This is a genomic window from Olegusella sp. (assembly GCF_057238325.1).
In genome coordinates, this window is sequence record NZ_DBHHGF010000001.1 from 265783 (window position 1) to 279661 (window position 13879).

Consider the following 13879-nt stretch of genomic DNA (forward strand, 5'->3'; position numbering starts at 1 on the left):
CATTCCTGCTGATGATGCTGTGCTTGTCTCGGGTAAGACGGGCGAGGGTATCCACGATTTACTTGAGTCTATTGTCTATTTGGTGAAGCCCCCTACAGGAGATGAAACTGCGGCTTTACGGGCACTTGTTTTGGATTCCTACTTTGATGCGTATCGTGGTGTCGTTGCAACAGTCCGTGTCTTTGATGGCTCTATATCTGCTGGTGACAAACTGTGCATGATGGCTTCTAATACACCATTTTTGGTGGAAGAAGTGGGATGTAAGCGTCCGCTCGAGACTCCCTTAAAGTCACTGGATGTAGGTGAAGTAGGCTATGTGGTGACTGGTCTTAAGGACCCTGCTTTGGTAAAAGCGGGCGATACCCTTACTGGCCAAAACCGTCCGTGTGCCCAGCCTTTACCAGGTTATCGTGAAGTTAAGCCGATGGTCTTTACCGGGCTTTTCCCGATTGACAATAAAGACTACGAGAATCTTCGTGATGCCCTCACCAAGTTGCGTGTTAATGATCCAAGTTTGGTATGGGAACCCGAAACTTCGGTTGCTTTAGGCTTTGGTTTTCGCGTGGGTTTCTTGGGTTTGTTGCATATGGAGGTTGTTAAGGAACGCTTGGAGCGTGAATTTGATCTTGACCTTATTGCCACAAGCCCCAGCGTTAACTATCACGTTTATCTGACTTCAGGTGAGATGATTGAGCTCACAAGTCCCCAAGATATGCCTGAGCCTACACGTATTGAGCGTATTGAGGAGCCTTATCTTAAGGCCGAGGTCATCGTGCCACCTGAGTTTGTTGGCGCGGTTATGGATTTGACTGTTGAACACCGTGGCACCTTCGTCAACATGGTTTATCTCTCAGATAAGTCAGTTGAGATGCACTGGGAGATGCCACTTGCAGAGCTTATTCTTGACTACTTTGATCAGCTTAAGAGCCGTACCAAGGGCTATGCCAGTCTTGACTATGACTTCTATGAATACCGCGAGAGTCCTCTCGTTAAACTCGATATTTTGCTCTCGGGTGATGAGGTGGACGCATTGTCATTTATTGTGCACAAGGACAAGGCATATACGCTCGCGCGTGGTCTTTGCGACAAGCTCCGCGAGCTTATTCCTCGTCAGCAATTTGAAGTACCTATTCAGGGTGCTATTGGCAACAAGATCATTAGTCGTAGCACGGTGCGTGCGCTTCGCAAAGATGTCCTTGCTAAATGCTATGGCGGTGATATCAGCCGTAAGCGTAAGTTGCTAGAAAAGCAGAAAGAGGGCAAGAAGCGCATGAAAACCCTCGGTTCGGTTGAAGTGCCTCAGGAAGCCTTTTTGGCTGTGTTGCGCGTGGGCGACGATCAGTAGGACTTCTTTAAAATATTGCAGCAAAACAAGCCTGGTGTTTAACGCCAGGCTTTTGCTATGAACATAAAAAATCGGTAGCAAGACACGAGTGCTTCATTGTCTGTATACCAATCTGCATGCTTGCGTGCACGAGCAAAGAGTTTGTCAAGAGATGTATGTGCATATGTACGTCGCCGCTCATCTCGAACAAGCTCTTTGGAACACCAGAGTGCGGCAAGTAACTCTAGAGTGCGCGGATTGGAAGTCCAGCGTTCAATTTCCTGCTCACTTGTAATGCGTGCACTTTTTAGTGCCTGTGTGAGTAATAGGGGAGTTTCATAGGGAGTATAACCAGATGCTATGCCATTGAGAATGCAGGAACCATGTGCACAGGCATTGCGCAAATCTTTGGTATCTTTAAGCAGATAGCGCAGCTGTATTAGTTCTTCACTATGCCATCTACGCGCACAGAAACCCCAGAGGTCAAGAAAGTCTCCAAAATCAAATACTTCGGCTATAACCCAGAGCGGCATGTCTCCTACATATTTATCAATGAGAAGCCCTGAATAGATGTCATTATCCCCGCGGCGACTTTCCAGCTCTGCCATAAGCCGTTCCTGCTTACCGGCGGATAGACTGCTGATATAAGCCTCAACAATTTCGTAGGGATCTTCGTGTTTTTTGTTTGCAAGATAGAGTAGCTGTAATTTGGCAGAGTGCTCTACATCTAGGGCTAGTGGCAAGAAGCTCAAGCGAAGTTGGTGGTCAATCTCAGTCAAATCCATGAGTTCGGCAAAGTCGAGTCCTATATAACTACTTGAACCATCGGCATGACGGAGCTTGGGAAACAGCGATTTATAGGATGCAGTACGCATAAAGCCGCCTGTATCACGTAGGTAGCGAGCGGCAGTATTTTGATCAACACGCTCAAAACTAATACCACGGGATGCAAGGTAAGAGATCTGGTCTTTTGGGTTAAGCGTGGGACCAGGTTTGCCATGCCAGCGTGTCGTATGTTTTGCCATATTTATCTTCCGTTTCTAACCTAGTCGAAGCGAAGTAGGCTTCCTGCCATGTGCTCAAAACGGTAGACACCCTCAAAGCCTAATGTGCGTAGTAAATCATAGGCTTGACGTAGGTAACTGCCGAGGTGAGCAGGCTGGTGAGAATCACTTCCCACCGTGATAATGTGTCCGCCTAAATCGCGATACAGTGACAAAATTTCTTTGCAAGGTTGCCAATCAGACAGTCCGTAACGTACCGATGAGGTATTAAGTTCGATGCCCTTACCATCACTAATTGCTTGCTCAAGAATTGCGGCAACTACCTCGCGGTAAGCAGTAAAAGGGCGCCTATCAGCGGGGTTGTCACGTTTAATAGCATCCAGATGCGCCAGTACGTTATAGCCCTTGAAAGTTTGCTGGCAGTCTAAGATTTCTTCATAATAAGCCTGCGTGATAGCTTCGGGTGCTTTGCCTTTTTGGTAGTCGTTTGACCAGAACTCAAGATCCTCAATCTGATGGCAAGAAAGCAAAACAAAATCAAGTTCATCTTTGCGTGCATCTACCAAATGCTGATTGGAATCAATGGTGTGTCGTTGTACTCCCAATTCCAGTCCGCAGCGTACGCTTAATTTACCGCCCCACCAATCATGTTGAGCTGTACCCCAACGTTCACGAGCTGCAGCAATAGCAGGAAAGTAGTGCTGATAGTCAACATTGGTGACATTGCGAGCAGATTTATAAGCTTCTCCTGGCTTGGCGTAACTCTTATCAAAGAGTGTGCCAGCAGCATCAAGAGGACTGAGATCGTATTTAATGCCGTAATCTACATGGTCAGTAAAACAAATTTCGTCAAGACCAAGACGACAGGCATCCCTACATACTTCTTCAATAGGGTAGTTAGAATCATCTGAAAAAATACTATGCACGTGGTAATCCGCATACATATAATGCCTCTTTCTAGAGTGCGTGTCTGTCCGTATGAGGACACTATTGCTATTCTAATTGAGTTACAGCAAAGGGAGGAAATGTGCAGCAGACAGCACAAGAGGTACTTGAACAGTATGCACTCGCCGCGGGTTTAATGACCACTTGGGAAGACGTACCTCAGCTTAAAAGCCTGACCGAGCGCTTGCAGTCCAGACCATATTTGATGGCTCCCATGGCTGGTGTGAGTGATGTTGCGTGGCGCATTATGGCGCGTGCGGGTGGGGCAGCTTTAGCATATAGCGAGATGGTGTCAGTTGCAGGTATTCACTTTGGTGGTGATAAAACCTGGGAGTTGGCGTTGCCGCATGAGTTCGAACCAGAACTTGCGGTTCAACTTTTTGGGGCTCAAGTCGAACAGTTTCGTGAGGCGAGCGAGCAGGTAGTAAAGCGTGTAGGCAAAAAACTCGTGCTTATTGATATTAATATGGCCTGTCCTGTGCCTAAAGTGACTCGCAAGGGCGAAGGTTCTGCTTTGATGCTTGATTCTGGTCTTGCGGCAGAAATTGTAGTTGCATGCCGTGAAGGTGTTGCAGCAGGGGCGGCCCATTTGGGCATAGAGCCTGTGCCAGTAACCTGCAAAATTCGGCGCGGCTACAAGATGGATAACGAGCTTGCACCAAACTTTGCTCAAAAAATGCAAGAGGCAGGCGTCTCAGCAATTGCGGTGCATGGACGCTTTGCCAATCAGTTTTATCGTGGTGAGGCTGATTGGTCGACAATTTCGCGCGTGGTGGATGCAGTGGATATCCCCGTTATTGCTTCAGGTGATATCAAAGATGCTGAGTCTGCACAATCAGCACGAGAGCAGACTGGTGCCACAGCCGTGATGGTGGCTCGTGGTACTTATGGCAATCCTTGGATTTTTAAAGACGCACAGCTGTTGCAGATGGGAAAGATTCCTCCTCAGCATGATCTTCATCAACGACTTGCAGCTTTTCGTTGTCATGTTGCTTTGCTTGAAGCTACGGGGGCGCATATTGCTCGGGCACGTAGTATCGCAGGCTGGTACTTTAGGGGGATTCCTGATGCTGCAGAATGGCGCAACCAGGCTATGCACTGCTTGGATGCCCAGTCCTTTATTGCCATGGCAGACAAAATTGAAGAGACACTCTCATGAGCTGGGATAAGCGTTTACACGAAGACGGTTTTGAGGCTATTTACCTGCATATACCCTTCTGTATAAAGAAATGTGCCTATTGTGATTTTTATTCACTTGCAACGCCGCACCACGCAGCTGTGATGCAGGACTACCTTGATGCTTTAATTGCAGACCTACACCGCGCGGCAACGGCTGGCTTGCTTGAGCATAGTCGGTGGGCCTATATAGGTGGCGGTACACCTTCGATGTTAGGTGATGGTTTAGTGCAGCTGGTATCTGAACTTCGCCAAAGCTGTCCTGAGCTATGTGAACTCAGTAGCGAGGCAAACCCTGAGTCACTCTCGGCGGGACTTGTGTCAAAACTCAAGGAAGCAGGTCTTACTCGTCTTTCGGTGGGTGTACAGTCGTGCAATGACAAAGAGCTTAAAGCCTTGGGGCGCGTACATGATGCAGCCTGTGCAGAGCTGTGGGTAAAAGAGGCGGTTGCGGCAGGTCTTGATGTCTCGTGCGATTTGATGTGCGCAATACCCTTGCAGACTGCTCAAAGTTGGAAAGATAGTCTCGACAAGCTTATTTCTTGGGGACCGACCCACATCAGTGTATATCCACTCCAAATTGAAGAGGGAACTGAGCTTGCCTACAGATTAGGCGACGAGAATCCAGCTTGGAACGATTCTGATGTCCAAGCAGAACGTATGAGCTATGCAGCTGATAAGTTGAGTTCAGTGGGTTTTGAGCGTTATGAGGTGGCAAGTTTTGCCAAAAATCATAAGTTTTGTCAGCACAACCTCAGCTATTGGCAAGGACGTAGTTATTTGGGTTTGGGGAAAAGTGCTGCAGGTATGATGACGGCCGAATTGTACGGGTGCATGCGGGTACAAGGCTATGCTCTACCTAAACTTGAGGATTCTTTTAAGCGCATCCGTACAAAGCGGACAGGTGATAAGCTTGAACTCGAATTTTTGACAGAGCGTCAAGCTTGTGCAGAAGACTTAATGCTGAGCGCCCGCTTGGTTGAGGGGATTTCAGCCGATCAGCTTGACTATGCTCAGTCGATTTTGGGAAAAGCAAGACTTGAGAGACAGATAGAGCAACTCATCAAACGGGGGCTTTTGCAGTCAAAAGGACAATGCGTGGTGCCTACCCAGCAAGGTTGGCTCTTAGGTAATGAATTGTTTGAGATGCTTTGGTCGCTTGCGCCTGAGTTTGAGACCAAAACTTTGGAGGTTACATTATGAGTGAAGCAATGCCGCCAGTTCCCACTGGCTTTGTCCCCATAACTGATAGTGACACGAGTACATCCTTACAACAAACTTCCCAATCAACAGCCTCTCAGCCGCAGGAAAAGATTATTCATGGGGGCTTTCGTTGGTTGCTGATGATTGCTCTTGTCTGTCTTGGTGGCTATCTAGGGATTCAAATCCTAGCAACTGTTATTTTTATGTTGACGGCATTTATTGCACAGTTAAACCTGCCTCAAAATACGCTGATTGAGTATTCACTTTTGCTCGCGCAGCTAACAACAGTGGTCATCGGTCTTCCCCTCTACCGTTATTTGCGTCTTATTAACTCGCGTCGTCCAATTGTGTTTAAAGATAAAAAGACTTGGCTGGATAGCGTGCTTGCTCGTAAAGATTGGCAGGGGAGTGTCAGCAAAAAAATCATTGATGTGATTTCTATCATCGTTATCGGCATAGCATTGCAGCTTGTTATTTCTGCTGCCCTTACCCTGATTGAGCCTTTTATCCCAAAGCTGATGGGTGAATACAGTGAACTTATGGAGCAGGTATTTGATACCAACTGGACATCAATTATTGCTCTGGTGGTAATGGCACCCATTAGTGAAGAGATTTTCTTTCGTGGTGTTGCCCTTGAGTATGCTCGTCGTTCTAGTACCAAACTCTGGTTTGTTGTTGTGGCGCAAGCTTTAGCCTTTGGTATTGCTCATGGCAATCTTGTGCAAGGGACCTATGCTTTTGTAGTAGGTGCGGTGCTTGGTCTTATCTGTCTGAGAGTTGGAGGACTTCCCACCTCAATAATCGGACACTTTGCAGTAAATGCTTCTTCGTTTTTTGTAGGCTATTTCCTTAATCCCGCTATGCGTCTTGGCGAAAAATATCTAGGCGGCGGTGATATTGGCCTTATGTTGATTCTGCTTGTATTTGCGGCTGTAGGTATTGTGTCTTATCGCGTTCTTGTAAAGAGGTCAGCTCAAGATCAACAGACCCCTCTAAAACTTGATATTTGAGGTGGGAAAGTCATGGTAGAACCTATAGAGCATGGCGAGCTTGGGTATGCGTGCGTATACTAAGGGTCTCTGTGTATGTGCTTTGGGCACATACTGCAAACTTTCGGAGGGGTAGCTATGGCTGAGAATCTGCAAAAAAATGATGTGACGTCGGAAGATCCCGTTGAGCTCTTTGGTCTACGTATTGCACACGTGGGTATTAATGCCGCCGACGATGCAGAGGCAGAAGAAATTGCCAGCCAGTTTGATGCTCTGATGGGGCTGCCCCGTAATGTTTTGGCTCCTGTGTCAGTATTTGCAGGCACATTGATTGAGATTATGAAGGGCGTAGGGCGTGGTGAACGCGGCCATATTGGTTTTCATGTTGATGATATTCCCGCTGCTGAACGTTGGTTTGCTCAGCGAGGTTTTGAAATTAACGAGTCAAGCCGTGCGCTAAATCCCGATGGCAGCACTCATCTGGTGTATTTCAAGCAAGAAATTGCTGGTTTTGCAATCCACCTCACTGATGACGAGTAAGACAGCAGCCGTATTTTGGCGGCTCAAGACAGGACGAGTACTACTTTGATAGCTCTTGCAGATAAAATTTCAAAATCTTTTGGTGGGCGTGTGCTCTATTCGGGAGCAACGTTGCAGCTTAATGCTGGCGAGCGGTGGGCCTTGGTAGGCCCTAACGGTGCCGGTAAGACTACCTTGCTCAAGATTGTTATGGGTCAAGAAGTACCTGATGAGGGTACGGTAAGTTTTGCTCGCGATGTACGCGTTGGTTATCTTGAACAGGAAACCAAGCTTGATGGTGGTAAAAGTGCATTGCGTGAAGTTACTGACTCTGCAGAAGAGATTCGTGCTCTCGAGCGTCAAAATAAGGAGTTAGAAAAACAGATTTCGCTTTGTGGTGCTGGCCCCGAGTTGGATGTTTTGCTTGAGCGCTATGCAGCAAGTCAGGATCGTTTTGAGCGTCTAGGTGGCTATGAATTGGAGAGCCGTGCCCGTGCAATTTTGGGTGGACTAGGTTTTCCCGTGGAAGATTTTGATAAGCCTGCAGATGAGTTTTCGGGTGGTTGGCAGATGCGCATTGCATTATCCAAGCTACTGTTGCGCCATCCCGATTTGCTTTTGCTTGACGAGCCAACCAATCATTTAGATCTTGAGAGCGTTCAGTGGCTAGAACAATTTATTGCAGGCTATGATGGCGCGGTGCTTTTAGTGTCCCATGATCGTAGTTTTATGGATGCCTGTGTATCCCATGTTGCATCCCTTGAAAACCGCCACCTTTATACCTATACAGGTAACTATTCTGGTTACCTGCACCAGCGTGAGGATAATTTGTTGCAATTGCGTGCCAAGCGTGCGGCGCAGGAGCGCGATATTGCTCACATGCAGGTGTTCATTGATAAATTTCGTTACAAACCTACCAAGGCAAAGCAGGTTCAAGAACGTATTCGCCGTGTTGAGCAGATTCGGTCTGAGCTGGTTGTGTTGCCCGAGCAGGCTCATAAGGTGCACTTCCGTTTTCCTGAGCCACCGCGTACGGGTGACCTAGTTGTCAAACTCACAGATATTGCAAAATCTTTTGGGGCTCACCATGTGTATGGTGATGTCAATTTGAGTCTCTATCGTGGAGATCACGTTGCACTCGTTGGTCCTAATGGTGCTGGTAAATCCACGCTTATGAAGCTTATTTTGGGGCTTGAAGCGCCAAGCGCTGGTAGCATTGAGTTAGGACAAAATGTTAGTACTGCTTACTACGCTCAGCATCAGCTAGAAAGCCTGAACGAGAGTAATACGGTACTTGCAGAGATGGACACCGTGGCTCCTGGTTGGACAAGTTCTGAAGAGCGTAAGTTGCTTGGTGCCTTTCTCTTTCATGGTGATGATGTTGACAAGCATGTATCAGTGCTTTCTGGTGGTGAGAAGGCACGCCTTGCTTTGGCAAAAATGCTCGTGGCTCCCGATCCTCTGCTGTGCTTGGATGAGCCAACTAATCATTTGGATATTGATTCGGTTGATGTGCTTGAAAGTGCACTTGTATCCTTTGCAGGTACCATCGTACTTATTAGCCATGATGAGCATTTAGTGCGAGCGGTAGCAAACAAAGTCATTGATGTGCGTGACCACAAGGTTACACTCTACGATGGTGACTACGAATACTTTGAGTTTAAGCGCGCTGAGCTGGCTGCTCGCGCTGCTAACCAATCGGCTGCAACAGTTGTTCAGACAAAGGTAGAAACCAAGGCTGCAGCTGAAGTACCACAAATACCTGGCCGCAACGTCAAGACGCGCGAGCAGCGTCGTGCTGAAGCAGAGGCACGTCAGGCTACAAGCAAAGCACTTCGTTCCACAAAAAAACGTCTCGCAGAAGTTGAGGCAGCGCTTAAGCCTGCACAATCCCGCTATGAACAACTGATGAAACTTATGGCAAGTGAAGAGCTCTATGCAGATGCCACCAAGTTTGATCAGGCTATGAAGGAATACGAGGCACTCTCAAAGAAGATCCCCCTGTTGGAAGAAGAGTGGCTTGAGCTTTCCACCGAAATAGAGGAGGCGTCTATATGAGTACGGCGTACGCCCAGTTTACAAAGATCATAGTCATTGTTATTTCCGTGGCGATAGTAATGATTTCTGCCACTTTGCATGAGATTTCCCATGGCTATGCTGCTTATAAACTAGGTGATCCTACGGCGAAATTGCAGGGACGTCTCACACTTAACCCGCTTGCTCATATCGATCCTATTGGCTCATTTGCTTTGCCGCTTGTCTTGGCACTTGCACACGGCCCCATTTTTGCATTTGCAAAGCCTGTACCTTATAACCCGCGCTTTCTAAAAAATCCTCAGAGAGACGAGCTGTTAGTCGCTCTTGCAGGACCTATGTGTAATCTAATTCTTGCGCTTATCGGTGCCGGTTTGTGTCATTTAATTTTTCCTCATGTGATTTGGGCTGATTATCTAACGAGTCAAGGCTGGAGCTATTGGGTAGTTACTGTTTTATTGAATTTTTGCTACATCAATTTGGTGCTTTGCTTTTTTAATTTGATTCCCTTGCCCCCACTGGATGGTTCAAAGATTGTGTCACCTTTCCTTAAGGGTGAAGCTCGACTGTGGTACTACAAAATCGAGCGCTACTCTATGCCTGTATTGCTTGTCCTGCTTTTTTTGCTGCCAAGCTGGCTTAATATTGATCCCATATCTTCTTATCTCAATTTGACTGCAGCACGTTTATTTGACTTTTTGTTGATGGGTCTGTGATGTCATACCGGATTCGTACCCAAGCATATTCAGGACCCTTTGATCTGCTACTGCAACTAGTAAGTAGACAAAAGCTTGATGTCGGCGCTATCTCGGTAGCTGAGGTTGCCGATCAATATCTGGCAGAAGTCGAGTCAATGGGCTCGATGGATTTGGATGTCGCTAGCGATTTTGTGTTGGTGGCTGCCACCTTACTTGATCTTAAAGCGGCCGCTCTCATTCCTGAGGACTTTGGAAAAAAACGTGCTACGTCAAGCGAAGATGATGACGATGATGAATTTTCAGGTCTTACACCCGAGGCTGCTCGCGAAGTTTTGATTGCTCGCCTGATTGCATACAAACAGTTTCGTAATGCCGCTGCCGCTCTTGTTTCTCGTCAAGAGACTGAGGCATTGATGGAGCCACGTACAGCAGGTCCCGATCCTGATTTTCTTGGTTTGATGCCTGATTATCTTGAAGGCATTACACTTAGGTCACTTGCAGTTATCTGCGCGGATCTCGATAGTCGTCGCGAAGCAGTTCTTTTGGAAGCAGAACATGTGGCTCCCAAGCGCCTACCCTTGGCTTTGACTGTGGCTGCAGTAGATTGTATGGTACGCACACGCACACAGGTGCGTTTTTCTGAGTTGATTGAGGGTAAGCGTACGCCCGAGTCTGTTGTTGCGGCTTTTCTTGCCATGCTGGAGCTGGCTGGTCGTGGTGCTGTGACGCTCAGCCAGAATGAGCCTTTTGGTGATATTGAGGTAAATCATGTTGAGGGAGCTCCTGCTTTTGATGCAAATGCAGACCTTTCGAGCGTGGGTGAGGAGTAGGGATGTCTGATTTTGAACGTTTGAGCAATCAGTCGCTCAAAGGTGCTCTCGAAGCACTGCTCTTAGTGTCTTCTGAGGCAGTTTCTGCTCTTGACCTTGCCAAAGCTGCCGGCTCAACACCGGGAGAGACTTCTGCCACTCTCGCTGAACTTGCGGCTGAGTATGCCGATACCAATCGTGGCATCCAGCTCCGTGAAGTTGCTGGTGGTTGGCGCTTTTTTACCCATCCCTCCTATCATGATCAAGTTGAGGCCTATGTGCTTTCGTGGGACAAATCTCGTCTGTCCCAGGCTGCTCTTGAGGCCTTAGCAGTCATTGCTTATCACCAGCCGGTAACTCGTGAGGGGGTGCGCGCGGTGCGCGGTGTCAACTCCGATGGTGTTATTGCTTCTTTGGTAGAGAAGGGCTTGGTGCGTGAGGTGGGGCGCGACCGTGTTCGCGGTCAGGCGATTTTGTATGGTACTACCCGCGCTTTTCTTGAGCGTTTTGGCTTGAAATCGTTGCGCGATTTGCCTCCTCTGGAGGATTTTGCTCCTGATGAGGAGTCACGCCAGTTTATTCGCGAGCGTCTTTCGGGTGCAAGCCTCGGATCTACTCTTGATGAAACTACAGAAGAGCTTGAAGCTGAACGTGATTTACTTGATACCAACTACGATGTAGATGATTTGTCTGATGAAGAAGTTTCTTTTGCTCAAGTGGAGCCAAAAGTTGCAGTTGAAAGCGATAGCGCAGATGAATGAGACTTCACATCAGACAGATGAGCGTATGGTTCCTTTACGGCTGCAGCGTTTCTTAGCACGAGCAGGTGTTGCGAGCCGTCGTAAATCCGAGGATTTGATGACAGCTGGTCGCGTACGCGTTAACGGTGTTGTGGTAAAGGAGTTGGGTAGCAAGGTAGATCCACTCGTAGATGAGGTTACGGTTGATAATAAAAGGGTTCATTTTGCAGATGGTCCCGTGTATTTGATGCTCTACAAACCTCAAGGCTATGTCACTACGATGAACGATCCTCAAGGTCGTCGCTGTGTTGCTTCTTTGGTGCCAACCAAGCTTTATCCAGGCCTTTTTCCTGTGGGGAGATTGGATACTGATACTACAGGATTGCTCTTTTTTACCACCAGTGGTGATATGGGACAGGCTTTACTCCATCCTTCAAAGCATGTGGATAAACACTATATTGCCCTTGTCAAAGGTGTGCCATCGCAGGCTGAGCTTAAACGCTTGCGCACGGGCGTGCCACTTGACGATAGGATTTCTGCTCCAGCAGAGGTAGAATTACTTCCTGCTGATACTTCTGAGGCACAAGCAGTGATTCCGCAGGGTTTACCGAGAGGCACTTCTCTTGTTGGACTCACGATTCATGAAGGCAAAAAGCATCAGGTTAAGCGTATGCTGTCCTTTATTGGACATGAGGTTCTAGCTTTGCACCGTGATAGTTTTGGACCTTTGCACTTGGTGGATATCAAACCGGGACAGTGGCGTTTGCTTACGCAACAAGAGCAGTACGCTATTGAGCAGGCAGCGGGTTTATGAGGGGTGCCATGCAGAATGGGATTAATATTTCTGCTAGCGTCAATCTTCTAGCGCGCAGCATGAGAGGAAAAGCATGAGAGTTGCCATTGATGGTCCGGCAGGCTCGGGCAAGTCAACCGTCGCACGAGCAGTTGCTGAGCGCTGTGGCCTTACGTATTTGGACACAGGGGCGATGTATCGCGCGGTTACTTGGAAATGTCTTATTAACGGCGTGCCTGTAGATGATGCTAAACGTGTTGCTCACCTTGCTCAGACTATCTCAATTGAATTTGGTCTTGATGGTAGGGGACAGACCGTTTATGTTGATGGCGCTGATGTAACTGCTGCTATCCGTACTCCTGGTGTCGATCGCAATGTCTCTGCAGTTTCTGCAATTCCTGCGGTTCGCGAAGCGATGGTTGGCCGTCAGCGTGAATTAGGTGCGACAGGTGATGTGGTAGCTGAAGGTCGCGATATTGGTACGGTTGTTTTTCCAGATGCAGAGGTCAAAGTATTTTTGACTGCTGATGCTGCTGCTCGTGCCCATCGTCGTACCGTGCAGCGTGAGGGTCTCGATGCTGCCGTAGATGCTGACGCAGCTACCAATGCAGAAGAAGAAAAACAGGTGCTGGATGATATTTTGCGTCGAGATCAACTGGACTCCACACGTAAAGTAGCACCGCTTCGTCCAGCTGAGGGAGCTTGCCACATCGATTCATCAACTCTTACGGTAGAAGAAGTCGTGGCACGTGTGGTTGCGCTGATTGATGATGTGCGGACAACACAGTCTGATATAAAGGACGAATCTGTCCCTTTTGTTGAAGGCGGTGAGCAAAAAACCGCTGAAGTCACGTCTCAATCTATAAAGTCCGTTGCTCACAAATCGTCAATTGTTCATGAAAAAGCAGAGCCTTTGCGCGCTTTTGCAGGTAATAGTTTTGATGATTACCGAGATCATGCTATGTGCGAATATCCGCGACCTGCAAAGCTCCTCATTGGTTTTGTCGTGGGTGTTGTGGGCTTTGTGACCAAGCTGTTGTGGCCTTGGACATTTGAGGATGGCGAAAAGCTTTGGGCCAACCATAAGGGTCGTGTTATCATTATGAATCACGTCTCAATGTTGGAGCCAGTTGCAGCCTATGTCACTTTGTATGTGCACGGTATTCGATGCCGTTTTATCTACAAAAGTGAGTTTGATAAAAATAAATTAATGAGCTGGTTGCTTTCAAGAGCGGGTGGTATTCCCGTAGAGCGAGGTACAGCAGATCTTAAGGCAGTGCGCCGAGCTGAGCGTGCACTCAAGCGCGGTGAATGTGTTGTGGTTTATCCTGAGGGCACACGCATTCGCAGTGACGAGGAACCCATTGAGATCCATGGTGGCTTTGCATTGATGGCACAGTTGGGTAAGGCAGATGTGCAGCCCACAGCCGTAGTTGGGGCGCGCCAAATTACTCCTCAAGGCACTCATTTCAAACGTCTCTTTTGGCGCGTTTTCTTCAAAGTAGGTGATCCTATTTCTTTTGCAGATATTCCTGCTAAAGGTCGTAAGGCAAAGGCACGTGAGATGGAGCGCATTGCTATGGAGCAGGTCTATGCACTACGAGATGAGTTGCGAGCCAAGCACCCAGGCAAAGAATAGAGAGTA

General features: G+C 47.9%; 13 protein-coding genes. 11 read left to right on the forward strand and 2 right to left on the reverse strand.

The window, feature by feature from the left end; translation table 11 throughout:
• A partial coding sequence (gene lepA / locus ACO5JD_RS01180; RefSeq protein WP_484987077.1) for a translation elongation factor 4 occupies positions 1-1345 on the forward strand: 1345 nt, incomplete at its 5' end.
• Positions 1346-1383: 38 nt separating this feature from the next.
• Here lepA and ACO5JD_RS01185 read toward each other — a convergent pair.
• Positions 1384-2349: an Abi family protein gene (locus ACO5JD_RS01185; protein ID WP_021626137.1), complete on the reverse strand. Its 966-nt coding sequence runs from the start codon at positions 2347-2349 to the stop codon at positions 1384-1386.
• Positions 2350-2369: 20 nt separating this feature from the next.
• Positions 2370-3254, reverse strand: coding sequence for a histidinol-phosphatase HisJ family protein (locus ACO5JD_RS01190; protein WP_484987079.1), 885 nt, complete (start codon positions 3252-3254; stop codon positions 2370-2372).
• A gap of 101 nt (positions 3255-3355) precedes the next feature.
• Between ACO5JD_RS01190 and ACO5JD_RS01195 the strand changes: the two genes are divergently transcribed.
• The 10 genes from ACO5JD_RS01195 (at position 3356) to cmk (ending at position 13873) form a co-directional block, all read left to right on the forward strand.
• Complete coding sequence (locus ACO5JD_RS01195; RefSeq protein WP_484987081.1) at positions 3356-4432, forward strand: tRNA dihydrouridine synthase; 1077 nt, start codon at positions 3356-3358, stop codon at positions 4430-4432.
• Complete coding sequence (hemW, locus tag ACO5JD_RS01200; RefSeq protein WP_021626140.1) at positions 4429-5652, forward strand: radical SAM family heme chaperone HemW; 1224 nt, start codon at positions 4429-4431, stop codon at positions 5650-5652. The genes ACO5JD_RS01195 and hemW overlap by 4 nt, the downstream gene beginning before the upstream one ends.
• Entirely contained in the window at positions 5649-6662 is a 1014-nt protein-coding gene (locus tag ACO5JD_RS01205) for a CPBP family intramembrane glutamic endopeptidase (protein ID WP_021626141.1), read from the forward strand. Before hemW ends, ACO5JD_RS01205 begins: the two co-directional genes overlap by 4 nt.
• A 117-nt stretch (positions 6663-6779) precedes the next feature.
• Complete coding sequence (locus ACO5JD_RS01210) at positions 6780-7181, forward strand: VOC family protein (RefSeq protein WP_035438520.1); 402 nt, start codon at positions 6780-6782, stop codon at positions 7179-7181.
• Between the two features lie 45 nt (positions 7182-7226).
• Entirely contained in the window at positions 7227-9218 is a 1992-nt protein-coding gene (locus ACO5JD_RS01215) for an ABC-F family ATP-binding cassette domain-containing protein (RefSeq protein ID WP_035438521.1), read from the forward strand.
• Positions 9215-9910 carry a site-2 protease family protein gene (locus ACO5JD_RS01220; RefSeq protein WP_484987083.1) on the forward strand — a complete coding sequence of 232 codons (696 nt, stop codon included), beginning with the start codon at positions 9215-9217 and terminating at the stop codon, positions 9908-9910. Before ACO5JD_RS01215 ends, ACO5JD_RS01220 begins: the two co-directional genes overlap by 4 nt.
• Positions 9910-10722 carry a segregation and condensation protein A gene (locus tag ACO5JD_RS01225; protein ID WP_484987085.1) on the forward strand — a complete coding sequence of 271 codons (813 nt, stop codon included), beginning with the start codon at positions 9910-9912 and terminating at the stop codon, positions 10720-10722. The genes ACO5JD_RS01220 and ACO5JD_RS01225 overlap by 1 nt, the downstream gene beginning before the upstream one ends.
• Positions 10723-10724: 2 nt before the next feature.
• Positions 10725-11462 carry an SMC-Scp complex subunit ScpB gene (gene scpB, locus ACO5JD_RS01230; RefSeq protein ID WP_484987087.1) on the forward strand — a complete coding sequence of 246 codons (738 nt, stop codon included), beginning with the start codon at positions 10725-10727 and terminating at the stop codon, positions 11460-11462.
• Positions 11455-12255: a pseudouridine synthase gene (locus ACO5JD_RS01235; RefSeq protein WP_484987089.1), complete on the forward strand. Its 801-nt coding sequence runs from the start codon at positions 11455-11457 to the stop codon at positions 12253-12255. The genes scpB and ACO5JD_RS01235 overlap by 8 nt, the downstream gene beginning before the upstream one ends.
• Before the next feature lie 73 nt (positions 12256-12328).
• Positions 12329-13873 (forward strand): (d)CMP kinase, encoded by a 1545-nt coding sequence (cmk, locus tag ACO5JD_RS01240; protein WP_484987091.1) that lies wholly within the window; start codon positions 12329-12331, stop codon positions 13871-13873.
• Positions 13874-13879 lie beyond the last annotated feature (6 nt).

What these genes read in the sequence shown, in the direction of transcription:
- ACO5JD_RS01185 (WP_021626137.1), bottom strand. Translation starts at nt 2,349, where the DNA reads ATGGCAAAACATACGACACGCTGGCATGGCAAACCTGGTCCCACGCTT.
- hemW (WP_021626140.1), top strand. Translation starts at nt 4,429, where the DNA reads ATGAGCTGGGATAAGCGTTTACACGAAGACGGTTTTGAGGCTATTTAC.
- ACO5JD_RS01205 (WP_021626141.1), top strand. Translation starts at nt 5,649, where the DNA reads ATGAGTGAAGCAATGCCGCCAGTTCCCACTGGCTTTGTCCCCATAACT.
- ACO5JD_RS01210 (WP_035438520.1), top strand. Translation starts at nt 6,780, where the DNA reads ATGGCTGAGAATCTGCAAAAAAATGATGTGACGTCGGAAGATCCCGTT.
- ACO5JD_RS01220 (WP_484987083.1), top strand. Translation starts at nt 9,215, where the DNA reads ATGAGTACGGCGTACGCCCAGTTTACAAAGATCATAGTCATTGTTATT.
- ACO5JD_RS01225 (WP_484987085.1), top strand. Translation starts at nt 9,910, where the DNA reads ATGTCATACCGGATTCGTACCCAAGCATATTCAGGACCCTTTGATCTG.
- scpB (WP_484987087.1), top strand. Translation starts at nt 10,725, where the DNA reads ATGTCTGATTTTGAACGTTTGAGCAATCAGTCGCTCAAAGGTGCTCTC.
- ACO5JD_RS01235 (WP_484987089.1), top strand. Translation starts at nt 11,455, where the DNA reads ATGAATGAGACTTCACATCAGACAGATGAGCGTATGGTTCCTTTACGG.
- cmk (WP_484987091.1), top strand. Translation starts at nt 12,329, where the DNA reads ATGAGAGTTGCCATTGATGGTCCGGCAGGCTCGGGCAAGTCAACCGTC.